General features: G+C 49.4%; 21 protein-coding genes. 8 read left to right on the top strand and 13 right to left on the bottom strand.

Features of this window, described 5'->3' with window-relative positions:
* Nucleotides 1-274 precede the first annotated feature (274 nt).
* On the top strand, nucleotides 275-1,201 hold the full coding sequence (locus AM1_RS18750; RefSeq protein WP_041659987.1) for a DMT family transporter: 927 nt from the start codon (nucleotides 275-277) through the stop codon (nucleotides 1,199-1,201).
* A gap of 106 nt (nucleotides 1,202-1,307) precedes the next feature.
* Here the strand turns inward: AM1_RS18750 and AM1_RS37660 are convergent, their stop codons facing one another.
* The 4 genes from AM1_RS37660 to AM1_RS18730 all read right to left on the bottom strand — a co-directional run bounded on the left by AM1_RS37660 (nucleotide 1,308) and on the right by AM1_RS18730 (nucleotide 4,131).
* Nucleotides 1,308-1,943: a DUF6000 family protein gene (locus tag AM1_RS37660; RefSeq protein ID WP_049783757.1), complete on the bottom strand. Its 636-nt coding sequence runs from the start codon at nucleotides 1,941-1,943 to the stop codon at nucleotides 1,308-1,310.
* A 390-nt stretch (nucleotides 1,944-2,333) separates the two neighbouring features.
* Nucleotides 2,334-2,528, bottom strand: a complete 195-nt coding sequence (locus AM1_RS41085) for a hypothetical protein (protein ID WP_148215765.1) — start codon at nucleotides 2,526-2,528, stop codon at nucleotides 2,334-2,336.
* Nucleotides 2,529-2,816: 288 nt separating this feature from the next.
* Nucleotides 2,817-3,029 (bottom strand): hypothetical protein, encoded by a 213-nt coding sequence (locus AM1_RS18735; protein WP_041659983.1) that lies wholly within the window; start codon nucleotides 3,027-3,029, stop codon nucleotides 2,817-2,819.
* Nucleotides 3,030-3,222: 193 nt separating this feature from the next.
* On the bottom strand, nucleotides 3,223-4,131 hold the full coding sequence (locus tag AM1_RS18730; protein WP_012164462.1) for an acyl-CoA desaturase: 909 nt from the start codon (nucleotides 4,129-4,131) through the stop codon (nucleotides 3,223-3,225).
* Between the two features lie 253 nt (nucleotides 4,132-4,384).
* Here AM1_RS18730 and AM1_RS18725 point away from each other — a divergent pair, with 253 nt between their 5' ends.
* Both AM1_RS18725 and AM1_RS18720 read left to right on the top strand, forming a co-directional pair.
* A complete protein-coding gene (locus tag AM1_RS18725; RefSeq protein ID WP_012164461.1) occupies nucleotides 4,385-5,008 on the top strand; it encodes an RraA family protein in 624 nt (207 codons plus the stop codon).
* 19 nt (nucleotides 5,009-5,027) lie between these two features.
* The gene (locus AM1_RS18720) at nucleotides 5,028-5,468 is read left to right on the top strand and encodes a GNAT family N-acetyltransferase (RefSeq protein WP_012164460.1); all 441 of its coding nucleotides are present in this window, start codon (nucleotides 5,028-5,030) and stop codon (nucleotides 5,466-5,468) included.
* Between the two features lie 101 nt (nucleotides 5,469-5,569).
* Here AM1_RS18720 and ffh read toward each other — a convergent pair whose 3' ends face one another.
* The 6 genes from ffh to AM1_RS18690 all read right to left on the bottom strand — a co-directional run bounded on the left by ffh (nucleotide 5,570) and on the right by AM1_RS18690 (nucleotide 13,090).
* Nucleotides 5,570-7,000 carry a signal recognition particle protein gene (gene ffh / locus AM1_RS18715; RefSeq protein ID WP_012164459.1) on the bottom strand — a complete coding sequence of 477 codons (1,431 nt, stop codon included), beginning with the start codon at nucleotides 6,998-7,000 and terminating at the stop codon, nucleotides 5,570-5,572.
* Between the two features lie 53 nt (nucleotides 7,001-7,053).
* Complete coding sequence (locus tag AM1_RS18710) at nucleotides 7,054-8,220, bottom strand: glycosyltransferase family 4 protein (protein WP_012164458.1); 1,167 nt, start codon at nucleotides 8,218-8,220, stop codon at nucleotides 7,054-7,056.
* 178 nt (nucleotides 8,221-8,398) lie between these two features.
* Entirely contained in the window at nucleotides 8,399-9,790 is a 1,392-nt protein-coding gene (locus AM1_RS18705) for an aminopeptidase P family protein (protein WP_012164457.1), read from the bottom strand.
* Nucleotides 9,791-9,792: 2 nt separating this feature from the next.
* Entirely contained in the window at nucleotides 9,793-10,503 is a 711-nt protein-coding gene (gene hpsJ-A, locus AM1_RS18700) for an HpsJ-like protein, cyanoexosortase A-associated (RefSeq protein ID WP_012164456.1), read from the bottom strand.
* 48 nt (nucleotides 10,504-10,551) lie between these two features.
* Nucleotides 10,552-12,078, bottom strand: a complete 1,527-nt coding sequence (gene crtA, locus AM1_RS18695) for a cyanoexosortase A (RefSeq protein WP_012164455.1) — start codon at nucleotides 12,076-12,078, stop codon at nucleotides 10,552-10,554.
* Nucleotides 12,079-12,178: 100 nt separating this feature from the next.
* Nucleotides 12,179-13,090, bottom strand: coding sequence for a M23 family metallopeptidase (locus AM1_RS18690; RefSeq protein WP_041659981.1), 912 nt, complete (start codon nucleotides 13,088-13,090; stop codon nucleotides 12,179-12,181).
* Between the two features lie 348 nt (nucleotides 13,091-13,438).
* Here AM1_RS18690 and AM1_RS18685 point away from each other — a divergent pair, with 348 nt between their 5' ends.
* A complete protein-coding gene (locus AM1_RS18685; RefSeq protein ID WP_010467667.1) occupies nucleotides 13,439-13,993 on the top strand; it encodes a hypothetical protein in 555 nt (184 codons plus the stop codon).
* 12 nt (nucleotides 13,994-14,005) lie between these two features.
* Here AM1_RS18685 and AM1_RS18680 read toward each other — a convergent pair whose 3' ends face one another.
* Nucleotides 14,006-14,383 carry a hypothetical protein gene (locus AM1_RS18680; RefSeq protein ID WP_010467666.1) on the bottom strand — a complete coding sequence of 126 codons (378 nt, stop codon included), beginning with the start codon at nucleotides 14,381-14,383 and terminating at the stop codon, nucleotides 14,006-14,008.
* 165 nt (nucleotides 14,384-14,548) lie between these two features.
* On the opposite strand from AM1_RS18680, the gene AM1_RS18675 reads away from it, so the two are divergent.
* The gene (locus AM1_RS18675; RefSeq protein WP_012164452.1) at nucleotides 14,549-16,717 is read left to right on the top strand and encodes a transglycosylase SLT domain-containing protein; all 2,169 of its coding nucleotides are present in this window, start codon (nucleotides 14,549-14,551) and stop codon (nucleotides 16,715-16,717) included.
* 82 nt (nucleotides 16,718-16,799) lie between these two features.
* On the opposite strand, the gene AM1_RS18670 is transcribed toward AM1_RS18675, so the two are convergent.
* Nucleotides 16,800-17,492: a hypothetical protein gene (locus tag AM1_RS18670; protein ID WP_012164451.1), complete on the bottom strand. Its 693-nt coding sequence runs from the start codon at nucleotides 17,490-17,492 to the stop codon at nucleotides 16,800-16,802.
* A gap of 493 nt (nucleotides 17,493-17,985) precedes the next feature.
* On the opposite strand from AM1_RS18670, the gene ppk1 reads away from it, so the two are divergent.
* Together ppk1 and AM1_RS18660 are read left to right on the top strand one after the other, a co-directional pair.
* On the top strand, nucleotides 17,986-20,373 hold the full coding sequence (ppk1, locus tag AM1_RS18665; protein ID WP_071819954.1) for a polyphosphate kinase 1: 2,388 nt from the start codon (nucleotides 17,986-17,988) through the stop codon (nucleotides 20,371-20,373).
* 146 nt (nucleotides 20,374-20,519) lie between these two features.
* Nucleotides 20,520-21,212: a Uma2 family endonuclease gene (locus AM1_RS18660; RefSeq protein WP_041659977.1), complete on the top strand. Its 693-nt coding sequence runs from the start codon at nucleotides 20,520-20,522 to the stop codon at nucleotides 21,210-21,212.
* Between the two features lie 38 nt (nucleotides 21,213-21,250).
* On the opposite strand, the gene AM1_RS18655 is transcribed toward AM1_RS18660, so the two are convergent.
* Complete coding sequence (locus AM1_RS18655; RefSeq protein WP_012164447.1) at nucleotides 21,251-23,623, bottom strand: NACHT domain-containing protein; 2,373 nt, start codon at nucleotides 23,621-23,623, stop codon at nucleotides 21,251-21,253.
* A gap of 226 nt (nucleotides 23,624-23,849) precedes the next feature.
* Between AM1_RS18655 and AM1_RS18650 the strand changes: the two genes are divergently transcribed.
* Nucleotides 23,850-24,089 carry a hypothetical protein gene (locus AM1_RS18650; protein ID WP_148215764.1) on the top strand — a complete coding sequence of 80 codons (240 nt, stop codon included), beginning with the start codon at nucleotides 23,850-23,852 and terminating at the stop codon, nucleotides 24,087-24,089.
* The last annotated feature ends 79 nt before the right edge of the window (nucleotides 24,090-24,168 follow it).

Genomic DNA, 24,168 nt, shown 5'->3' with positions numbered 1-24,168 from the left:
CACCATTGTTTTAGGCTTTCATCTTACGAGAATAAATTTATTGCGATCCGCTTCCCGTAAAGATTTTAAGAGATTTATTTTGTTCATTTTTGATGTGTTGTACCTATAACGCGATACAACTAATATTCAGAAAAATTTTCTGTAAAAATACTCTCAAGAATAAATTTTGACTACCTATTTTTCCACCCCATGGATTGTTTGCAAAAGATAAAAGGTGCCTTACCTAAAATCAAGCCGACCTTTGTAAAGGCTGATTTATGAGTTGCCCCAGACTATGATTGGTTTTCTGATCGTCTTACTGGGCGCCGTCTTTTTTTGTTTTCAAAACGTTATCGTCCGCATTCTCTTTAACGAATACACCGTTGCTGGCCTGCTGCAAACGGGAGGGTTCGTTGCCCCTTCTCTCCCCAACTCTTTTTTGTTAATGGCGATGCGGATGGTGTGGGTGGTGCCGTTGGTATCAGCCATGACACCGCTGTTTTACCCTTCGTTGTGGTGGGACTTAAGAAAGCTGGCTCAAAAGCAGAATCGTCCTGACCTAATGCGATCTCTGTTGGGTGGCGTATTTATGTACCTCTACCTGGCACTGCTCTATTTCTCAGTGGGGCTGATTCCAACCGGAATTGCCCTAACCCTATTTTTCACCTTTCCCGTTTTTACAGCCCTTCTCTCCTGGTACTTCTTTGGTACTGCGCCCTCCCGATTTCGCTGGACGGTCATGGGATTAGTCCTGGTCGGCAGTGCCCTTACGGTTCCTCAAACTGGATTAACGGCTAATGCGTTGGGGGTTGGCTTGGGAATTGGTTCAGGGGTTGCCTATGCCATCTATACGGTTCTCGCTCAAAAAAGCTTTGAGCAGGTCCATCCTATTCCCTATACCTGGATTAGCTTTGCGGTTACGCTGGTCTTGTCCTGTTTAAGCTTGCTGTTCTGGACACAGCCTGAGGCCATTGAGTGGGGGCCATTATGGATTGGGGGCTTGTTGTCAGCGATTGCCACATCTAGTGGGCATCTGCTCAACAATATGGGCATTCGTTTAATTGGGGCCACCACGGCATCCATTATCGGGGCTACCAATCCAGCGTTAACGGTTGTTCTGGCCTGGTTCGCCATTCAAGAGACCCTCAAGCCTCTGCAAATTTTCGGCGTTATTTTGGTCACCTTTAGTGTGGCTTTGCTCAGTCGGGAACGGCAATCGTAGTTGAGAAAATATTCGGCTTTCTGATCCTTGGGGTGTCAGGTTCCGTCAAGCGTTGGACAACTAACACTTGAGCAGAGTGTGGAGCTTGCTTTTTTCGTTTGTCCCATTATGCGGGACCACTGGATAAACCCCTAATAGATTCAAGCAGCTTGGCCATGCCATCAACACAGTTTGAGCTGCCCTTTGCAAATTTGTGCCACTGCTCGGTGTATTTCTTCGCTAGTTTCGTTCCATTTTGGGTATCTAAGTAGACTACAGCGCCATATACAGCACCTTGATCGAATTGGAGTTCTGGATGCTGTAGATAGTGGTCTAGATATTTACACAAATATGAAATGGAATCGTTTGTATTGAATTGAGCCAGTGCTAATGCATGGGCCTGACCCGCATAACGGACATCAGAACGTAGGAGTAATCTACCGATATGCTGGCAATGCTCCTTGGAATTTTCAATGGCTGCGAAGTATGAGCCAACCTTACGTGGACGCCAATTAAAATATGTGAGAAGTTTGCTAATCAAAGCTGAATCGATCTGGCTTCGTATTTCAGAATAAGAATGTTGAAACTCAGTAAACCGAGTCATGGTGCTTGTCAGATAGAACGGATGAACCCACTTCGCCATGAATTCCGGTTCAGGATAGGACATCACTACTGGGACTTCAAGATTAGAGTATGGCCCAGCATCATGGACTGTTGACTCAGCAATATGCATTTCAAGTTGTTCTTTTGTCACTTTATTCATACATCAAACTGAGTAGATAGAATTAATTTTTTGTGTTTTGATGTTGCTCAAGCAACGAGAACGGTTCAGGAAAATATTCGTAATACCAACTTGGACCATCGTAGACTCAACGTAGTCAGGCAAGCGTATCGCCTGTTATGCCTGATAGCCTTTCTGGAGATAGGATTGAGCGACTGTTGCTCAGGTTTATTCAGTTGCGATCGCAACACCAATACATGTCCCTTCAGCAGGAGCTATCAATGCAAAAGCATACATCTGATCGTAAGGATGATCTGCTTCAAACTAATGCACAATCGACAGAACTTCTATAGCCAAACGCTTTGCCAGTTGGGTAATCAGTTCTTCTTTAACAGGAGGATTCATCAGCCCCCATCGCTATAGGAGATGTCCCTAAGGAGAAAAACCAAACGCAGAGTTATAACCAATAAGGCACGCTTCAGATTGATCAGGTTTTGAATGCAAACTGACCATACCATTCACTAAAGTGGTATGTCCTGGTTCAACAGCATAAACGGTATAAATGTATGCACAGGGGCCATCTCCATACCACCGTTCTTCCTCACCAACGGCAATTTGAGTTGCCAAAGGCGCATGGTTTTCTTGATAGGTTTCTTGAAATACAAGAAGTCTTTGGGGGAAGGAGAAGACGGGCTAAGGTTCAAGGTACGGAGTTGATAAGCGTCCTCATAACGTTGCTCCCGCAATGCAGAGAAATAATCAAAAATAGCCTTCTCTCTTGCATTACGTGGAACAGTTGAACCTCTAGATTCCACGCTGGGTCGGCACCCAGACAGTACTAAAAGACACATGAAGAACAGCGTCATCTGCCTAGTAGCATGAGTTTTGCTTGACCACCAACCCAACTGTTTAGCCTTAAGACCTATGTCTAATAGCCCGTATAACAATTCGCTTCGCCTCTCGTGCATTGACTTGAGCAACCGATTGAACAGCTGGCCAAAGTGGCATCATACCAATGCCATCCTCCACAAAGGCGATTCGTATAGCATCCTCCAGGGGCTTGCCATCCGCCATTAGTGACTTTAAGCGACACTGAATCCATGCTCGATCAAAGCGGTTCAGAGTCATTGCTTTTGGACTCTTCTAGAAAGCTGGATAGCTCTCATCCATTCAATATTCCTAAAAAGTCTAGACATTGACGTCAGCGATGCTTATGGAGCAGTATTTCCAACCTTTTTCAAGGCAACCTGCCATACCCAATAGTAGTCATCAATAATCAGAAACGACAAGGGTACAGCACCAGTACGCCTATTAACATCCCCTAGGAATGCGCTGGACTCTCTACGATGGCTGCCAAGCTTGTAGGCTCGCCTACAAGCTTGGCGCGAGCCAACAAAGTGGTTTCCGTTGGCACTCTGAGTTTAGAGGCTAACTTCAAAGATTCCAGCCCTTTAATAAAGCGGAAGGTGGGGTCAGGCAAATACCGAACCTTACCCCCTTTGATCGTAATACCCTGTCGACTAGAGGTTTGAAATGCATGGTGTAAATTATGCCAGCCTTCTCCCAAAGTCAACACGGCAACTAGCCAATTATTCCGGCTATGATCCTTCGTCGCGAAAGGTTGTTCTCCCACAATATGGCTGAGAGAATTCACAGTTTGAACACCATGAAATAGCAATGTTGTACTGAGGAAAAATGCACCCAAATATTCTATACCTCCTATTCCATAGGACAGTGCGGCCAAGGCTAGAACAGGTAAAAAGTGGAGACGATCCAGGACTCGTAATACTACGTCACTTTCAACATCTTTCGGTAACTGATCAGGCAAAAACGTAGAAGATAAAAGCCACCCCCCTTGAGACCAATAAACCCCCCCAACCTTCTGGACTGGGGAATAAGGAGAATGAGGATCTTGCGGTTGATCCGTATGTTTATGGTGGGTAAGGTGGTGTGCTTTCCACCAACTCGGCCCCATTTGTCCTGCCGCCGCTGCGACAACACAACCAATCCATAGAACAGGGGCTGGCGCTTGATAACTTTTATGGGTTAAGAGCCGATGATAAATACCAGTGGTAGCTAACATACGGATCAGATATAAAAATACGATCCATGCCAGGGCACCAAAAGATAATCCCGTATTGAAGAGTAATAATGATCCAATATGACTAACGATAATCAGAATGGGGCCAATGATGTAAGAAATAATGGTCAAGGGCGAAAACTGCCTCATGTCTGATTTAATATCCTGAAAGTATTACAAAGCCGTTTAACTATAACAAGCTCTCAATCTTTTGCGGTGCTTAGCGCACAAGAGATTGGTATGAATATCGGGTAAAGACCGATTGTCGGCCTGGAAGTTAGATTCATGGTTGTAGAAAGTAGCGCACAACCTAAAGAAGGGGAGAAGCCTTATTGGAGCAATGCCTAACTGCAATTAGAGTACCCATTTCCACGACTTCAAGCACACTTGAATGAAACGAGACATGCCTGATTACACTGAACTTAGGAAACTATCGCCAACAGCCTATGCAGATGCCTTAGGCCGCGAGCAGTTTATGGACATTGGCATTAAAGAACTTTGGCCTCAAATGCCGAGAATTGCAGGACCCGCCTACACCGTACGCTGTCCACCTGGAGACAACTTGATGCTCCATGCCGCAATATACCGTGCCCCAGCGGGGAGCGTCATCGTCGTCGAAGCCGGCAATGTAGACTATGCCGTTTCAGGCGGGAATGTCTGTGCTATTGCCCAAAGGAGGCAGATTGCTGGTTTTGTCGTTGATGGTGTGATCCGAGATATCGCTGAAGTTCGAGCAGCCCAATTCCCTGTTTTTGCAAGAGGGGTCAGTCCCATCCCCGGCGTCAAACAAACCTTGGGAACCCTGGGCAAACCGATTCATTGTGGCGGGGTACACGTTCATCCTCAAGATATTATCGTTGCGGACGAAGAGGGAATAGCCGTTATTCCAGTGGCTGACCAAGCCCATGTTTACGAGATCACCTACAAAAGAACCGTCAAAGATGCATCTCAATCCCTCGAAGAATGGGAAGCAGCCCACAAAGCTAAAATTGCTAGAATCCTCTTAGAACAAGGCTTTACAAAATAGCTGATACGAGTCTCTTCATATGAATATCGTGTTAGCCAATACAGACCATCTTGCTGATGTGGCCATGTTATTTGACCACTATCGAGTGTTTTATCACCAGCTTTCCAATGTCCATGCAGCCGAGGAGTTTATCGCTGACCGATTTCGCAATCAAGATTCCACCATCTTCCTCGCCATAGATGAAGACAGTGGCGTTGGGTTCACCCAGCTTTACCCCAGTTTTTCTTCCGTCTCAATGGGGCGGGTATGGATTTTAAACGACTTATTTGTGCTCCCTTCCCATCGCCAGCAAGGTATTGCCACCCAATTGATGCAGACAGCCGCCAATTATGGCCGAGAGACCGGAGCGATACGCTTAGTATTAGCTACTGAAAAGACCAATACTGCAGCTCAAGCCCTGTATGAGTCCCTGGGCTATCAGCTGGATCAGACGTTTAATCATTTTGCTTTAACCCTATAAACGGCCTCTCCACGCCCAAACCAACCTAACGCACAGGAATTGGGACATATCAGCAGGGTGCGTTAGCGACTTACGCAGATGCAATGCAGATTTGCGATCGCTTACAAATCACCAAATCCTTTTCTCTTTTTATTTTTCTTCTTCTTGCCTATCCCGCCACGCCAGCCACCGCGACTAGGTCGGCCACCGCCCATCATCGGATTGCCTCCTCCCGCAGGAGACATGCCGGGCATTTGTCCTTGCCCCATCTGCTGCATCATCGATCGCATCCGCTGGAATTCCGTCACTAACTTACCGACATCATTTTGCGTATAGCCAGACCCCTTGGCGATTCGGCGACGACGGCTAGGGGAGTTAGAGAGTAACTGGGGATTTTTGCGCTCCTCCTTGGTCATGGAGTTGATCATTGCTTCCGTCTGCTTCAGTTTGGTTTCCCCTTCCTGGAGCTGAGAGTTGGAGATCTTATTCATGCCGGGGATGAGCTTCATCACCCCACCGAGAGAGCCCATATTCTTGAGCAATCGCATTTGCTTGAGAAAATCAGTGAAGTCAAACTGAGCCTCCATGATCTTCTTCTGCATCTTCTCCGCATCGGCGATGTCAAACTCTTCCTGAGCTTTTTCCACCAGCGTCAGCACATCCCCCATCCCTAAAATGCGGGATGCCATGCGATCCGGATAGAAAGGCTGTAATGCCTCAACTTTTTCCCCAACCCCCACAAATTTAATGGGCTTACCGGAAATTTGACGAATCGAGAGGGCTGCACCCCCACGAGTGTCGCCATCCATCTTGGTCAGAATGGCTCCAGTAATGCCGATCTGGTCGTGGAAGGTCTGGGTCAGATTGGCCGCTTCCTGACCCGTCATGGCATCGACGACCAGTAAGGTCTCGTCTGGTTTGATGGCTTTTTTAATGTCCGCCAGCTCAGACATCATTTCGGGGTCAATTTGCAGACGACCAGCCGTATCCACAATCACCGTATCTACATTTTGCTCCCGGGCTGCCGCCAGACCTTGGCGGGCAATTTCGACCGGGTTGGCATCCGTCCCTAACTGAAAAACCGGGACATCAATCTGTTCACCCAAAGTCACCAACTGGTCGATGGCCGCTGGCCGATAGATATCCGTGGCCACCAGGAGAGACGTCTGCTCCTGTTTGCGCAAATGCAGGGCAAGTTTAGCCGTTGCCGTGGTTTTACCAGTACCCTGCAAACCCGCCATCAAAATCACGGTGGGCGGCTTGTTGGACTCCGCTAAGGGCTCATTGGTTGCCCCCATAATCTCGACCAGCTGATCATGGACAATCTTGATAAATTGCTGATCCGGCTGCACCCCCGTGATCACCTCGGCCCCTAAGGCCGACTCCCGTACTTCTTCGATAAAATCTTTGACAACCTGCAAGTTGACATCGGCTTCCAGCAGCGCCCGTCGGACTTCTCGTAGGGCGTCCTGAATGTTCGACTCCGAGATTTTGTCTTGACCCCGGAGGGTTTTCCAGGCAGATTCAAGCCGATCTGATAGGGCTTCAAACATAGCGGGTTACCTATTTGCAGATAATTATTTTGACATAGGAGCGGTAGACGCCGCTACTTAGAAGAAGCCGTAGCAGAAGAAGGAGCCCTCGTTACGGTAGACGTGGACTGTTTCTCCAGAACCGTCTGATAATAGCCTTCCAATTGCCGAGTCGCTGCCGCCCAGCCCCACCGCTCTGCTTCTACTCGGGCATTGCGGCGAATGGTTTCCCGCTCATCGGAATTAGCAAGTAAGCGCTGAGTCGCTTGGATAAAGTCTTGGTCACTGCTGGGGTCAAACAGATATCCGTTGGCCTCATCTTCGACAATATCGGTAATGCCGCCAGAGCGAGCAGCCACCACAGGGCATCCCGCAGCCATGGCTTCTAGGAGCACCAATCCTAAGGTTTCGGTTCGAGAGGGGAACATAAAGCAATCAGCAGAGGCAAAGGCTGAGGCCAAGGTTTTGCCAGACATATACCCAGCAAAATAGGTCTTTGTACCCGCAAAATGTTTTTCTAGCTCTTGGCGATAAGGACCATCCCCCACCAAGGCGAGGCGAGCCGAGGGCATGGCATCCAAGATCAACTTGATGCGGTCAATTTCTTTCTCTGCGGAGAGTCGGCCCACATAGAGAAGCAAGGGCGCATCTGGATTCCCTTGACTGAGCAGCATCCGCATATCCGCCGACGCTAACTCTGGTTGAAAGGTATCAATATCTACCCCGCGCTGCCACAGGGCCAGACGTTCAATTCCCTGTTCCCCCAGCTCTTCTACCATGGCATTCGAGGTACAGAGGTTTAAGAGGGCCTGATTATGGCCTGCTTTCAGCATTTCCCACAGCACCCCTTCAAACATCCCCAAGCCGTAGTACTTCAAATAGTGGGGAAGATGGGTATGGTAAGACGCCACCAAGGGGATGTGGTGCATCTTGCTAAAGAACAATCCAGCTAATCCCAGCACCGCCGGATTGACCACATGGACGAGATCGGGCTGAAACCGAGTCAGGGCATCTCCAATGGAGGGGCGAGGAAGCGCTAATTTCAGTTCAGGGTAGAGGGGCAGGGGAAACGCAGACACCCCATGAACTTGAGCGCCCTTATATTCCGTGATACCACCATCGGGTGAGAAGACTAAAACTTGGTGACCGTTTTGTTGTAAATGGGCAACCGTATGACAGAGGCGGGTGACGATTCCATCTACCTTAGGCAGGAAGGTTTCGGTAAAAAAGGCAATTCGCATGGATACAGTTGCGTCGAAAGGAGCAATGGAACATTCCAGAAGAGAGTCTGACGTTCCAGGATACGGTGTGGCCTTTAGGCCTTCTTCTCAAAGTACCAGGAAGTCGGAATGTTTAGAACTGCTTTCTACGAGAACCACTCATCCGACAGTGAAGGAAGTGCGGGTAAAGTCTTATGGATTAAGCCGTTGAGCCTTGTACATAGGCTTCCACTTCAGGGGCTTGGGTGGGTAAAGCGGACGTTAAGACCTGGCATCCCTCTGGTGTTACCAAAACATCGTCTTCAATGCGAATCCCTCGGACATCTTCAAATTGAGCCAGTCGATCCCAATTGACACAATCTCCATACTGCTGGCGGAGGTCAGGGTTCTGGAGCAGGGCGGGAATTTGGTAAAAGCCGGGTTCAATGGTAACCAGCATCTGGGGGCGCAAGGGCCGATCTAAACGTAGATAGCGTAACCCCCTGCGATCGCATCTCTGTCTCCCCGGTGCATAACCTGCCAAGTCTCCTAAATCTTCCATGTCGTGCACATCCAACCCTAGTAGGTGACCAATCCCATGGGGGAAAAACAGCGCATGGGCATCTCGTTCTACCAGGGCTTCCGGCTGGCCCTTGAGAATACCGATATCGACCAGACCCGAGGCAATGGTCTGAGCCGCCAACAGATGCAGATCGCGAAATTCTACCCCCGGTTGGATGGCGGCAATACAAGCATCATGAGCCGCCAGGACCAGGTCATACAGATCGCGCTGGGTGGCCGAGAATTGTCCTGATACTGGCCATGTTCGAGTGACATCGGCAGCCCAGCCCAAGGGCGTTTCTGCCCCAGCATCCACTAACAGCAAATCGCCCGGTGCCAAGGCATGGGGATAAGCATCGTTATGAAGGACTTCGCCGTGAACTGTGACAATGCTGGCATAGGCCGTCGGGCATTGGTGGGCCATCATCACGGATTCAATTTCGGCTCGAATCGCTGCTTCAGAGGTGTGATTAAGGGTTGACCTCATCCCACGCAAATGAGCTGCCACCGTAATTTCGGCCGCCTGCCGTAGCTGAGCCAGAGCAAACTCATCCTGCTGTAGCCGCAATTGAATGAGGGCATTCGCTAGATGATGATCTCGGTTGCTCTCCTGATCCTGACTCCCTTGAATCGGCGGAACAGGGCGTCCTAGCCACTCGATTTGCTGTTGATGGGTCGCTGATGAGGGGACAGGCAAGGTGGCTGCATGGCTTGCCCAGCTGGAGACCGCAGAGAGAGGTAAGTGAGTCTCAGCCCCGATCTGATCCGCGATTTCGGCTCGACTTAAACTCGGACCATGCCATAGGGCGGTGTCGGGGTGGGGCTCATCCCAAAATAAGGTCAGCTGACCCGCCTCTAGGCCAATCACCGCATTTTGTAGGGGCAATCCAGCCAAGTACAAAAAATGACTGCTGGCACGAAAGGGAAACTGATTGGCAGCAAAGTTTCGGGAAGGGGCAACGCCAGACCAGAGCAGTGCTTGGCCCTCAAACTGCTGTCCTAGCTGGTGTCTTCGTTGGTGTAAACAGGATTGATCCGTGGGGGTTAACACCCTTACCTCGTTCTCACATTGGGAAATTTACGAGCCGTATTGCCAATATAAAGAAAAGACAGCCCCGCAATCAAAGCGCCAACTAACCATTTAATCGTCTGTTTGCGGAGTTGAGCCGGTTGCCCAGACGCTCGATTGATCTGGCTTTGCAAGCTAGCCAAATTCGATTTGAGTTGCCCTAAGACACCCGCTTTAATCGTTTCTTGATCCCGCCCTTCCGTCAACTGCGGCTGAAATTTTTGTGCCCATTCCGCCACTTCCGCCGCCGGGGCCTCACTCAATCGCTGCTCCAGATTTTTAATGTCTGCCGCTTGTTTCACCAAGGCTGCGCTCGTGGTCTGGTTCTGTCTCCCTAAGCGGAGGCTATCGGAAATTCCTAAAGGAATCATCAGACAGTAAATCACGCCAATAATGATGGCTAAACCAGGTATCACCTGAAAGCAGAACCGATCCAGGGACTGGCGGAATCGACGCCCCCCAGAGATAACCAGGGCAAACCCAATCAGCGGCACGGGAGACCGCTCAACCAAGCTACCAATGGTTTCTAATTCCCAGGCTGGATCTTGCAGCTGGGGCGGAATCAGAAGAGCCAAGGTATCCACTAAGGTCAATAGCAGCAGACCATAGCCCGCGATCCGCAATACAAAGGTAGACAGCCACTGATTCTTACTGGGCGGTGCAGACGTCGATGCAGCAGGTTGTTGTTTTGCCATGGATAATCAGTTCTCGTACAGTACAGGACAGATAAGCCACCTCACTTGCTAAAGACTCAGGTTAGGCATGCGATTTCGCCACCATTCATGCCAGGATAACCAATTTGATTCCAAAATAGAGAAAACTTGCTGAGGGGGCTGCTGATTCAAGGGCATCGACAGATGCGTCCAAAGACAGCGATCGTCAATATAGTCTCGGCCTAGCAGATACCAATGGCTATTCCAATTGTGGATAAAATGCCCTTCTTCAACCGTGGCGAATCCTCCTGGATCCAAACAGGCACTCAAGTACGCTCGATCTCCATAGGTATAGACGGCATAGTAGTGGGCGCCTTGCTGACGTACCTGTTGTTTAGGCAGTGGCTTGAGGACTTGATCCGCAATGGGATAACTCTCAAGAAAGCGGAGTAAATCTCCCGTGGTACCGGTTACATAGCTCATATCAACTTGAAGCGTTTGGCCTTGAAATTGATATTGATATTGGTGCTGAGCCAAGATTTCGGAGTAGGCATTGCCCTTTTGCCCTGGACGGGACTGACTGCGATTTAGGGTTGCCTGCCTCAGGGGCACCTGTTGGGGAAATAGAAAGGGTTGGCGATCCAGAGTCAGTGCTTTCCACAGAATTCCGGCTTGGATCGCTAACGTGCCCGCTAGCATGGATGCAACGGTCAGCAATCGCCATCGAGGCAGTGTCGCTGGCGGGAGAGGGGAACGGTTTGCTTGAGCCGTATCCTTGCGCTGTAAAAGGAAAACACAAAAGCCGGCAAAGATCAGCATGGCTAACACGGGAAAGATATTGGATCCTTCCCCTTCATGCCAATAGTGAAAAGCCTCTTGATAGTCGGATGCGGCCAACAGGGTCATCACGCTTAAGCGAATCACATTCACCCCATAGGCTAAGCCCACGCCCACACAAGGCACCACCAGCTTCTCCCACCCGCGAGTGGGCACCATCACCAGAAAGATAAGGGATAGTCTCAGGAGTTCCAGCATCGCCTTAAGCCCCGAGCAGCCTCGATAGACCTCAATGCCGCCTCCAGGCAGGAGCACAAACACCCCCTGGCGCTTCACCTCCACCCCTACGTACCAGAGCATTGCCGTTGTGGATTGGGCTGCCACTTCACTAATGTTGATGATTTGATCGGTCCATTGGGCCAAAATCCCTTCGGGTAGGGCTAAGACCAACAAAACCCCCAGCTCTCTGCGATAGGTGCCCAAGCGCTTGGCACTGGAGGCCAATAGCCCCAACCCCAAGCAAAAGAGAAAAGGCTGAATCCGCACAAAAGGATCGTAGTCAGGCATCACCCAACTTTTATACCAAGCCCAAGCAATCAGTAGACATCCAGCAGCCGTTGAATAGGGTTCGCTGCGCAAGGGCAAACCCTGGCGTCGCGTCCAAACCGAATAGGAAACAATGGCCCAACAGAGACCCATAATGGCGACCAAATCGGCATTCCGGGTGTGTATCCACGCCAAGCTCAAGTTGAGAAGCGCTAAACCCACCGCAATAGCTCCCAACCACAGCTCAGGGCGTTGGGCCAGTTGGTACCGTTGCCAAAGACTAAAGGGGTTCATAAGGACAGTGACAGAGAGGAGGATGCGTCATTCCCAGCCAATTCAGAGTTAATAATAAACACATCTGACCCGACTGGGGAGAATTTCCCTATCAATCCATCTATTGGGCCGTTCGAGCGAGGGGGCTAGTATTACAAGCCCCTGCAATCTTAAAGGGGACTGTTTTTGTAAACTTACGTTTCTTATGGGGCTTCTGCACTTCGACATGGAGGTGCGGTCCCGTACTCCAGCCGGAATTACCGCTATAGCCAATCAGCTGTCCTGCCTTCACACGGTCCCCTGACTTGATGGAGACTTTGCTGCGGAAGCCTTGCTGCAGATGCACATAGACCGAGCGATACCCTTCATCATGCTCAATCCAAACATAATTGAAGCGAGAAATATTTTCCTTGCCGCCCCCGGTATCGGGGTATTTATCCTGAACGGCAATCACCTTCCCCGCCCGCATGGCATAGACCGGGGTGCCGATACTGGTGGCTAAATCATAGGCATATTCCATCCGGCCTCGGTGGGTTCTGCCCCGAATCCCCTGACTCAACCAACCCTGACCATTCAGGGGATGACAAAATCCTTTGAGGGGGGAGTCTACGGAAGCTTGCTTAGCCAATGGTGCATCCACAAAGGCTGGATAGTAAATTTCGGAGGATGAAGGGGTAAACCGAGAGCCACCTGTGGCGGGTTCTCCACCGCCAATATCATTATGGGAAAATAGCGGCTCCTTGTGGCGACGCTGATCGGTCACTTCTGGTAGTTGAGCCATGACTTTGGGCAAGCTAGGGAGCAGCGTACTAGCGGTTAACACGCAGGTGGCAATCACATTGCGCCAACGTTGCTCATTTAGAGCTTGGCGGACTTGCTTGGGAGTAACCACTCCCTGCTGAACCAGAATTTCGCCCAGTCTTTGATGGCTGGTTCGTTGAGTGGCTAACGCATCACGCAATTGGGCTGAACTGATTAGCCCTTTTTGCAGTAGGACTTCACCCACTCTAATTTTGTCTTGATGGCGCCGCATGATCACTAATTGCTCCTAGGGGGGAATTCTTGCAGAGAGAGGACGAATAAGCTGATGAAATGGCGCAAACAGGTCCATTCCCGGTATTCAACCGAGTCCTTGACAATCTGAAGCCGTCGTTGAGTTAAGGGAACAGATGGGTATGATTGAAATTTTTCGCCGACAGAATAAAGCTAAAACTCTGAAATCATCCCTATACCTAGTTTTCCCTGATTTAGGTAAAAAGCGATCTCTTGTGCCAAAGAACTTTGACTCCAGGAGCTATGACCAGTAATGTTTTGACTGCAAGGGTATCTCAACATTGAATTAAACAGTTGGTCATAAACGGGTGATTTGCATAAAAAAGACATGATTCATCAATCGATGTTTAGGCTAAACCCATGGTTCGCCCATGGGTTACCTCCATTGCCCAGAGTGCGGCAATGTTGCCAAATCGGAATCCTGAGTCTATTGACATTGGGACTATCACCAGCCCAGGCGTGTACCCATGCCTGGCAAGGGAAAGAATATACAGAACTTCCGGCTGAATTTTGCCCCGGCTATGCCGATGCTCTATTGGGGAAGCAAGGGCTATATGAATACGGCAGCGTCGTGTGCGATCGCAAAGAAGGATCGTACTTTTTCTTGCAACGACTTGTCCGCTACACCAAAAACCAAAAGGCCGTCTGGAAAATTGTCCAAATCAAACCCCTGTCAAAACTGCACCAGGATGAACTTGCCCTGAGTCAAGGCTGCCAGCAAACGGACCAGGACCGACAGGCCATTTTTGCCATTGTTCGGGAAGACTCAAAAGCGTTAACCACCCGCAGGGCTTGGGCTATCGACTTTTCTAACGAAGCCCTGATTAACCTCGATCCCACCACGGTAATCTGTCAAAGTAGCGATCCACGCTTCGTCCCCTAGCTCCGCTTGGGGCTACTCAATGGTTTGACTGGTGACATCTACCGCCTGGACATCAATGGTGCCTGGCTCCGTGGGACGTTGAAAGTTAGCGTTTTCGACGACAACGGATTGGCCACAAAAGGGGCAGGTGGTCTGGGTGTTTTTAAGTCCCGTTAGCGGGTTGCCACAGGAGGGACAGGTCCCCTGGATTAAGTTGCGGCCCAACCACCAGCGCAGCCCCACAAACAGGACCACGGGTGTCACCAGGATTAAACCAAATAAGACCAGTAACGATTTGAGCACCCAGCCCAAGCCAATCGATCCGAACAAGACCACAACAATCGCAATGGTCAACCAAGACCGAATCACAGATAAGCCAGCAGAAAAACGCTGAGATTGATTCAGATTCACTAGGGGGCTCCTCAGCTTAAACTAGAGCTGCATTCATTTCCATAGTAGTCGGTTAACTCTCACCCTTGAAGGATGAGTCATTAAACGCAACGGACCCATTACGGGTTCTCGAATTATTTTCTAGAATGCAATGAGTTTTCCTATTTTTTAACCTTTTTCAAACCCATGGGCAGTTCTCCCAATTTTTTGAAGCGCTTAGCCCCCTGGATCATCTCCATGGGACTCAGCAGTGCCCTCGTATTAGGGTTAGCCTGGCTATTTCTGAAACCGAAGCTGGAATCCACGGATCAGCCCTTACCATCGCTACAGGTTTCAACCGTCAATTCTGCCCTAGTGGCATTACGGCCTCTCCCTGCCCAACAGCGGATAGAGCCTCTTAAACAGCTGGCCCAGCAGGGCACTGCCCAAGAACAGAATCAGGCCCGGTATGTGTTAACTGCGGACCTCATTAACCTGGGCCAAGGGGCAGAAGCCCTGCAGTGGTTAGAGGGGCTGGAAGCGCGTTACCCTCTATTAGGGAGCCATATCGCCGTTCTCCAGGCTGAGGCCCAAACCCTAGCGGGGCAGACAGAGCAAGCCACCAAGACCTGGCAGCGCATTATTGCCGACTATCCCCAAGAACCCGCTGCAGCAGAAGCTTTATTTGTACTCGGCCAGCAAAAGCCTGAACTCTGGCAGCAAGCTATCGCCGATTTCCCCGCCCATCCTAAGACGGTGAAGATTGCTGTAGAGCAGTTAAAGAAAAAGCCCAAGCAGTTACCGCTACTGATGCTCATTGCAGAGCATGGTTTATTTTTAACCAATTATGGAGATTACTTAACCCAGCTGACGAAGGAATTCAAAGGCCAGCTCAAACCTGCTGATTGGCAAATTATCGCCTTTGGATACTGGGAAAAACAACTGTATAAGGAGGGGGCACTGGCCTATGCCCAAGCCCCCCAGACGTCCCAAACGGCTTATCGAGGTGCACGGGGCTTGCAGCTCGGGGGAGAAAAGAAACAAGCGAGGGCTGCCTATCAAAAAATGATCGCGGCCTATCCTCAGGCCAAAGAAACGCCCCTGGCCTTGAGCAAGCTCGCCAGTCTAGAACCAGACTTGGGCAAAGCAGCCCAGCACTATGACCGCGCCTTTCAACTAAGTAAAGACCAGCAGCCCACCTTAGCTGCCCAAATCCTCGGGGAGCGAATTCAGCGGTTAAAGAAGGCCAAACAGCTATCTTCCACCTTTGAGAAAACGTTGCTGCAACAGTTTTCCGATTCAAACGATGCAGCGACTCTGCGATGGCAGCAGGCAGAGCAGCAGCGAAAGGCAGGGAATCTGGCTGGTGCCCGCAAGTTGGCCCTGGAAATCCAAAAGCAAAACCCCAATAGCCCCCAGGCCGCAACTGCCGTGTTCTGGGCCGGGAAATGGGCCTCCACGGCAGAAGAGCGGCAAGCAGCCTTTCAAACCCTCTGGCAAACCTATCCTGATTCCTACTATGCCTGGCGAGCGGCTGTACTATCGGGCTGGAACGTTGGCGATTTTACGTCCATCCGTTCCTTCCAACCCCAAATTCGGTTTCCCAGTACGCAACTGCCTTTGGCCGCCGGATCCCCAGCTCTGAAAGAGCTATACCAGCTCGGACAAAGCAAAACGGCCTGGGCACGCTGGCAATGGGAGTTTCGCAATCGCCAGCAGCCTAGCTTATCGGAACAGCTCACGGATGGCTTATTGCGCCTCGGGGTTCAGGAATACCTAGACGGCATTTATATGCTGGCCAATCTGGAAATGCGGGCACGGGAGGAAAACGATCCCGAAAAGCTAGTCGAACAGTGGCAAGACCATCCGGGGTTTGAACAGGCCCTATTTCCCTTGGCCTACTTCACCCCCATTCGCAAATGGTCCAACCAGCGCAATCTGAATCCGTTTCTGGTGTTAAGCCTGATGCGTCAGGAATCACGGTTTCAGCCCAAAATTCGCTCCGTCGCGGGAGCCGTAGGGCTGATGCAGGTGCTGCCAGAAACCGCTGAATGGGTGAGTGAAAAAGCAGGTCTCAAAGACTATCAAATCGACGGCATTGACGACAATATCAATCTCGGCACCTGGTACCTGGACTATACCCACCGCAACTATAACGACAATTCCATGCTTGCGATCGCAAGCTATAATGCTGGCCCTGGTAATGTAGATCGGTGGGTTAAACAGACTTCGGTGACGGATGTCGATGTCTTTGTCGAAGAGATCCCCTTCCCAGAGACGAAAAACTATGTCAAATCCGTCTCTGAGAACTATTGGAATTATCTCAGGCTCTACAACCCCCAAATCCAACAGCTAATGCAAGAGCAGGCCCAGTAGGTCTGCTCTGTACAAGCTGCAAGCTGGCGTTGAAGATGCCCCTGTCTGTTCTGTTACCTTTGAGCCATGATGGCTCGATGGATCAGTTGTTCAACCGAAGATAGCCCCGCATGCCTGCCCGCAAAGGACTCTGGCCATCACGGTCTTGTCGATTAACGGAAGATAGCCGGGTATTGGCATTTTTACGCGCCCAGACCACTAAATCTTCCCCATCCACCCGGATGGTGCCTCCAAGAATCTTGATAGCTAATTGGCCATTTTCACATTCCATATTGCGCAGGGCATGCCATTTTTCTCGATGGCTGGTGGGACCATGCCCCCAGATCATCAAGTCCAAAGGAATACCGGACCGGACGCTATAGCCCCGCCCCCAGCACACCCGCCACAGCTCTCGGGCCGTCGTGCATTGCATTTCATAGTCGTTGGAAGGTGCACAATAGCGATAAATATAGCAATCGCTCATATCGCTTTTGGCGAGGGGATAAAAGCTCTGATCCATCATGGCGTCATGGAGGACACCCCAATAGGCCGATACGGGACGAATCTTTGCCGAGATAGGAGCTTGCTTGAGGTTCGCCGTCGAAATCAGGCCTTCTTTATTGTCAATTAGCTGCATGCTGTCAAACAACGGCTCAGTACGCAGATTGGCGTTAGATAATAAAACAGGCCGACCTTGAACAAACCCTTCTACAAAGGTTTGAATGAGTTCACTATCTGAAAGTGAGTCATCAGAGTTGTGAGAGGACATGGCTAAATTCGGTTGGGTAAGGACCACGATGTTGCACCTGCTGTTGAGTCGTTCGTAGCGAAAAAAGTATGAACAGTACGTTCAAATAAAAGCACTGTCATCAGTGAATACCCCCAGCAGAGATTTAAATATAACATCGGCATATTAAGACCCGCACTAATAATCTTTACCTTTGTCAGAAAATATTCAAAAAAATTGGATCTGTGATGGGGCAAAAAGGCTTGCTCCACCAGCAACAGCTCCCTAAATACCGACCACAACCTCTAACATCTATTAGGATTGAAAATGACTGATCCATCATCGAAAGTTCAGCCTTCAGTCCGCCCAGATCAATCATCTTGGGTCCGAGGTCTAACCTCCTATCGATATCGGGTAAGCGATAAACCTATGTAACGATAGCTGCAACGGAGTGTTCATGCTTAACGTATCGTTTACCTACGCCCAGCAAAATTAAGCTCTAAGCGCTTCTTCTCCAAACCCCCGTTCCCTGCCTTAGATCACTCCAGATAAATACAAACCCATGGGTTCAGATAGCATTCGAATTTATACCTTGGCACGGGAGCTGCAGCTAAGCTCCAAAGAAGTGCTTGCCCTCAGTCATAGCTTACATATCGAGGCCACCACGCCCAGCAGCTCGGTGAGTCAGGCAGAGGCGGATCGCATTATGGCAGCGCTTCAGGCCAAGAGGGTAGATTCTGCACCTGCCCCACCACCAAAGGCCCCAACAGCCCCCCCGCAAGAGATTAATCTGCGAGACCCAGCCTATTATCTCAATCGTGAAATTAGCTGGCTGAAGTTCAATCAACGAGTTTTACATGAAGCTTTTGATGAGCGCACGTTGCTGTTAGAGCGGCTCAAGTTTATGGCTATTTATAGCTCAAACTTAGATGAGTATTTTATGGTGCGCGTCTCGGGCTTAAAGCAGCAAATTGCTGCTCAGGTCACCCAGCGTTCCCTAGACGGATTAACGGCCCAAGCTCAACTCGGCGCCATTCACCGGGAATTAAAACCTGAAATTCAGCAACAACATCAATACTTCACGGAATTCCTCAAACCTGAGCTGGCGAAAGAGAATATTTGCCTGCTCGACTACGACAATCTCAATCCACAGCAAGTTGCCTTTCTCCATCAGTACTTTCTAGATCAGATCTTTCCTGTCTTAACGCCATTGGCCGTGGACCCTGGCCATCCGTTTCCCTATATATCCAATCTCAGTCTGAGTTTAGCGGTGCTGGTCAAAGACACTCAAACAGGCGATGGACATTTCGCTCGCGTTAAAGTGCCGAGTATGCTGCCCCGGTTTATTGAACTACCGGAGAACAGTTGCGATTGTTCGATCTGCCGCTGGAGTGGCGTCCCCATTGAGCAGGTGATTGCCCAAAACCTAGAGTTTCTATTTCCGGGCATGACCATTCAGGCCTGTTACCCATTTCGGATTACCCGGAATGCCGACCTAGAGCTGGAAGAAGATGAAGCGGATGATTTACTCCTGGCCATTGAGGAAGAACTACGCAAACGCCGCTTTGGATCGGTGGTGCGCATGGAGATTCAAACCGGAACGCCAGACTTTATCTGTCAGACCCTGATGCGCGAACTGGAGCTGGATGAAAGCGATGTCTATCATATCGAGGGGCTACTCAGCCTAAGTGATCTGATGGGGCTGGCCTTTCTCCCCTTCCCCCATTTGCAGCAGGCGCCCTGGACTCCCATAGTGCCCTCGCGATTACGAAAGGTGGAACAGTTGGAGATGCCTGTGGTCGCCGCCAATGGGCATCCAGACAAAGCTATCAAGGAATCGCCCACGGATATCTTTTCGGTGATTCGGGGTGGCGATCTTCTCGTCCATCATCCCTATGACTCGTTTACGGCGACGGTGCAAAAATTTATCACCCAAGCCGCCCATGACCCCAATGTTTTGACGATCAAGATGACCCTCTACCGGACGGCAGCGGACGGGGGACTGGCCAGTTCTCCCATTGTCAGCAGCCTGATTGCTGCGGCGGAGAATGGCAAGCAAGTGGTGGCCCTGGTGGAGCTAAAAGCTCGATTTGATGAAGAGAATAATATTGTCTGGGCTAGAAAGTTAGAGAAAGTCGGCGTCCATGTGGTCTATGGACTAGTGGGGCTCAAAACCCACACCAAGATTGCCCTGGTGGTGCGTCGAGAAAGTAAGCAAATTCGTCGCTATGTCCATATTGGCACGGGCAACTACAATCCAAAAACTGCTCGCCTCTACACGGATTTAGGGTTGCTGAGCTGTCGCGATGAATTAGGAGCGGATCTGACGGATCTGTTTAACTATTTGACGGGGTTCTCCCGCCATCAAAGCTATCGGAAGCTGTTGGTGGCTCCGGTTAATTTGCGCGATCGCATCTTGGAATTGATCAATCGCGAAATTGATCACCAGCGGCAGAGTAACTCAGGCCGCATCATCGCCAAGATGAACTCCCTGGTCGATCCCAAAATTATCCGAGCCTTGTATCGTGCTTCCCAGGCGGGGGTGAAGATTGATCTGATTGTGCGAGGAATTTGTAGTCTGAAACCCGGTATTAAGGGAGTCAGCGAGACCATCAATGTGATCAGCATTATCGGTCGCTTTCTGGAGCATGACCGCATTTTCTATTTCCATAACCAGGGGCAGCCTACAGTGCTGATTGGCAGTGCGGACTGGCGTCAACGTAATCTGGACCGTCGGGTGGAGGCGGTGGTTCCCATTGAGGATCCGGCTTTAGTGGCGGAGCTGCGAGAGTTGTTGGAAATTATGCTTTCGGATAATCGCCAAGCTTGGGAGTTGCAGCCAGATGGAACGTTTGTCCAACGGCGTCCTGGACCAGATGAACCGGAACGATCTACTCATCAGTTGTTGATGCAGCGAGCTACTCAGTATGCGCACTGTTTGTTGCATTAGAACATGACGTAGTATTTACCTGGAATCAGTTTTGAATTTGCTAGGTATTCCGGTCAGCGTTAATACATAAGCCTTTACTCTATCTCCCTTGCCAAGCAGCTAAATCAATGGAGATTATGATGAAAGGGTGCGATAGGTGTCTACCCATGACTCTTTCTCTGGACAAAACTGAATCGCTAATCCTCCAGCGTCGGGATGCAACTTGGCAAGACTATGTGGCTATCCGAGATGGGAAAGACGACTGGCGCAAGATTGCGTTTTATGCAGGATGGTTATGGGTTGATATAGGGACAGAAGGGCCAAATCATGCTTCATTTAGCGATTTAATTACGGCGGTCTTTTTTGTTTGGGCGTTTTTACATCCTGAAGCCGCCTTGCAGTCCTATGGTCGTTGCTTATTGGAGCTACCGGATACCCATGCTTGTGCGCCTGATTTAGTGCTGTATAAGGGAGAGAATTTTCCTCGGTGGCAACCGGGTGAACCTCGGCGCATTGAGCTGAATCGCCACCGTTTGCCGGATTTGGTAGGAGAAATTGCAGATACGACGCTAAATATTGATCTAGATGAGCAAAAGCAGCTTTATGCGAGTTTGGGAATTGCTGAATATTGGGTCATTGATGTTAAAGGTAGACAGCTTTTTGCGTTTGGGCTATCTGAAGTGGGTGTATATGAGATCCTCGAATCTTCACAGGTATTGACGGGGCTACCGACTGGTCTTGTGGAAGAAACGCTGGAGCGTTTGACGGTGGAGACGAATACGGCAGCAGCCAATTGGTTGAGGCAGCAGTTGCAAGTTCAGACTTCGGTAAGCGAAGAAGCAGCAACCCAGGATACATAAGCGTTTCTAGATTATTTTTTCTATCCTTTTGGGAGGGACTACTGCTTCTCCAGTTCACTTATCGGTAATAGCAAAGTTGACAGGATCTCCTCGCGAGTGGCCTTGGTGACGTAGCAATCGCTATTGAGGCAATCAACCAATAATTGATTGGTCTCAAAATACTGCTGCAGTTTTTCCGTTTGGGCTGGGGTGAATTGCCAATAATGACCAATATTGCGATGGTCAATCATGACTTGGCGCAAATTTTTGATCCAAGATTCTCCCATATCTTTCCACCAACTGCTGAAAGCTTGAATGTCCTGTAAATCAGGGAGTTGAGATTGTAATGCTCTTAATTTAATAAGAATTTCGGGATCATCTTTTCCTTTTGACTCAATTTTGGTTAGTTGGTCGAGGGCGTGGTCGAGGGCGAGGTAGAGGTCGAGGGTGAGGTCGAGGGCGAGGTAGAGGTTGAGGTCGCGGGCGAGGTTGAGGTCGCGGGCGAGGTCGAGGGCGCGGGCGAGGGCGCGGTCAAGATTGAGGGCGAGGTCGAGGGCGAGGTCGAGGTCGCGGGCGAGGGCGCGGGCGCGGGCGAGGGCGAGGTTGAGGGCGCGGGCGCGGGCGAGGGCGCGGTCAAGGTTGAGGTCGCGGGCGCGGGCGCGGGCGCGGGCGAGGGCGAGGTAGAGGTAGTAAGCCCGGATTGCTTCTGATTTATAGTCAGCATTAACTGATTGAGCTTTTCCAGAACCCCAAACCAAAAACTCTTGTAAATTAGGTTCATCAGCGATTAATCGATCAATCTGGATTTTGAGCAGTCTGAAAAAATCATCGGCTTCAGGCAACATTCCTACAACAAGAAAAAAGACCTCTCGATAACGTTTTTCCAAACAATGTTTTGCGAGATTTTCTAGGGCTTTAGGAAGTTGAGAAGTAGGACAAGTAATTTGTTTAGCCGTGAAATATTCTTGAAAAGTTAAGTGTGAGAAGGAATAAATCCCCCTAGCCCTTTCCACTAGCAGGCCATGCTGGGCTTCAATTGACTTGAGCACAGCTTCGCTATCCAGTTGAAGCGCTTCTTCATCTTCATTAGCACCTGGCAAATTACGGATATAGTCAATGATTTTAGTTTCAATGACTCGTTGTTTAAAAAAGTAGTCTCCTTGCTCAAAGGTTTGATAAGCCAATTGACTCAACAGATCTTCTTTACGCTGCAAGGACAGTTTTTTGTAAACCTGATCGCGTTCAATATTGCGTTTGCCATCCCATTTTTTCAGCAGAACATCTAGCCCTTCCTTATAAAGCTCTGAACGATTATGGGGAAAATCATTGGCCTCACCGAATACCAAACACAGCAATGTCAGCAATAAAGGATTAGTTGCTAGCTCTTGAATTGGCTTATTTTCCTGCAAGCGTTTGATGAAATTTTCACCCTTTTCAGGATCTTGCTTAGTTCTAAACCACTTGGTAGCAAAGTCTTCTATTTGCTCTTCGTTAAAATCAGCAACTTCCACTTCCGTAAACTGCTCAAATGTATATTCGCGAGCGGCAATCCGACAAGTCATCACAAACTGGCAGTCGCGAAACTGTTCAGTAAATGTCTTAATTGAATTCAAAACCCGATCATGATCCGTAGCCTGAACTTCATCTAGACCATCCAATAAAATCAGAACATGACCAGTTTTTAGAACCTGGCCAAGAGCATTTTCCTCAATTTCACAAGTTCCCCATTGCTGGAAAATATAGCTTTGCAAATCGGGTTTACCTGGCGCTTCAGCAAATTCTTTCAGGGTGACAAACACAGGAATTCGGTAAGCTTCAAACTTTCCCTGATTGCATTGGGTTGCTAACCGCTTCATAAAAGTGGTTTTACCCGCTCCAGGCTTACCTAAAATCAGCAGCTTGTTATAACGTTCAACCGCTTCTAATCCCGGTACTCGTTTGACACGCACCTGTCCTAGCAGCCACCGATCAAAGTTATCAATATTGCAATCTTGCCATAGCTCATCAACCCTTAAACGCTGCCTTCCAGATAGTTTCTCAAGAATATTGACGCGAGTATAAATTTCACCCAGTCCAATCGGCTGCTCCATATCCAGCACCCGCATCGTGCCACAGCGATGGTGAATATCAGCTTTTACTTTCTGACGAATCTTTTGGACAAGCGTATTTATATCAGTTGCAACCTGAGTCGTTTCAGCTACTTCTGAAGCAGTCTTAATACCTGAAATTTCTTCCCAGTCCAGCTCTAATACTTTGCAAAAACCAACAAAAAGCTTTCTATCGACGTTTTTGCCTGCACAGAACTTAACAGCAGGCTGGCGGCTACAATCACACTGCTTCTTGAGATCATCACACCCCCATTGCTTATCCATCAAGGCTCTTTCAATTATTTCGATGCCTTTTGGGGTTGCTGCTAGCGATCTCGTGGCCATGCTTTATTTCTCATCACTTGCCAATATTCTACTTATCAGTATCAGCACAGTCATTTCACGAACAATATGGTGTTCGCTTGTGAGGATAATACGCCTGACCGTCATTTAATTCATCCAAAGTCATACCAAACTCATCCTAAAGTCAGCCCTCTCATAACCTTTACAGGGACTGATCTTTAGAGGTTTTTTCAGCACTATGGGCTTATATGAAAAAATCGCGGAGTTCATGATGCAAACATACAAATCGACTGCTATCTCTCAACTCATCATCACTACCTTGTTATTCTTTACTCTTAGCACAGGTAGTAAAGCCGTTCAGTTAGCCAATAAACCCACCCTTTCAGAGCAACAAGACCGTATTTTTGACATCACTCTGGTTGCATCCTCACTAGGGGGCAAAGCTCTGATTACTTGGCTAAATCACCGCCAGAAAAAGTCAGATAAACACGACGATGACGATGCATAAGTCCAAGGATAGCCATGCTTGGACTCCCCTCCCTTTTACACATCTTGACCAGCCTGAACAATTGGCTCTGACTAACAAC

It is taken from the genome of Acaryochloris marina MBIC11017 (assembly GCF_000018105.1).
Classification (GTDB): domain Bacteria; phylum Cyanobacteriota; class Cyanobacteriia; order Thermosynechococcales; family Thermosynechococcaceae; genus Acaryochloris; species Acaryochloris marina.
The sequence above is the reverse complement of the archived record's forward strand: the minus strand, read 5'-3'. Positions and strand labels throughout refer to the sequence as shown.

Excerpts from the sequence above, each read along its gene's own strand:
- AM1_RS18735 (WP_041659983.1), bottom strand. The coding sequence starts at position 3,029 with ATGACTCTGAACCGCTTTGATCGAGCATGGATTCAGTGTCGCTTAAAG.
- AM1_RS18710 (WP_012164458.1), bottom strand. The coding sequence starts at position 8,220 with ATGCGAATTGCCTTTTTTACCGAAACCTTCCTGCCTAAGGTAGATGGA.
- crtA (WP_012164455.1), bottom strand. The coding sequence starts at position 12,078 with ATGAACCCCTTTAGTCTTTGGCAACGGTACCAACTGGCCCAACGCCCT.
- AM1_RS18730 (WP_012164462.1), bottom strand. The coding sequence starts at position 4,131 with ATGAGGCAGTTTTCGCCCTTGACCATTATTTCTTACATCATTGGCCCC.
- hpsJ-A (WP_012164456.1), bottom strand. The coding sequence starts at position 10,503 with ATGGCAAAACAACAACCTGCTGCATCGACGTCTGCACCGCCCAGTAAG.
- AM1_RS18675 (WP_012164452.1), top strand. The coding sequence starts at position 14,549 with ATGGGCAGTTCTCCCAATTTTTTGAAGCGCTTAGCCCCCTGGATCATC.
- AM1_RS18690 (WP_041659981.1), bottom strand. The coding sequence starts at position 13,090 with ATGCGGCGCCATCAAGACAAAATTAGAGTGGGTGAAGTCCTACTGCAA.
- AM1_RS18655 (WP_012164447.1), bottom strand. The coding sequence starts at position 23,623 with ATGGCCACGAGATCGCTAGCAGCAACCCCAAAAGGCATCGAAATAATT.
- AM1_RS18685 (WP_010467667.1), top strand. The coding sequence starts at position 13,439 with ATGATTCATCAATCGATGTTTAGGCTAAACCCATGGTTCGCCCATGGG.
- AM1_RS37660 (WP_049783757.1), bottom strand. The coding sequence starts at position 1,943 with ATGAATAAAGTGACAAAAGAACAACTTGAAATGCATATTGCTGAGTCA.
- AM1_RS18660 (WP_041659977.1), top strand. The coding sequence starts at position 20,520 with ATGACTCTTTCTCTGGACAAAACTGAATCGCTAATCCTCCAGCGTCGG.
- AM1_RS18750 (WP_041659987.1), top strand. The coding sequence starts at position 275 with ATGATTGGTTTTCTGATCGTCTTACTGGGCGCCGTCTTTTTTTGTTTT.
- AM1_RS18725 (WP_012164461.1), top strand. The coding sequence starts at position 4,385 with ATGCCTGATTACACTGAACTTAGGAAACTATCGCCAACAGCCTATGCA.
- AM1_RS18650 (WP_148215764.1), top strand. The coding sequence starts at position 23,850 with ATGATGCAAACATACAAATCGACTGCTATCTCTCAACTCATCATCACT.
- ppk1 (WP_071819954.1), top strand. The coding sequence starts at position 17,986 with ATGGGTTCAGATAGCATTCGAATTTATACCTTGGCACGGGAGCTGCAG.
- AM1_RS18720 (WP_012164460.1), top strand. The coding sequence starts at position 5,028 with ATGAATATCGTGTTAGCCAATACAGACCATCTTGCTGATGTGGCCATG.
- ffh (WP_012164459.1), bottom strand. The coding sequence starts at position 7,000 with ATGTTTGAAGCCCTATCAGATCGGCTTGAATCTGCCTGGAAAACCCTC.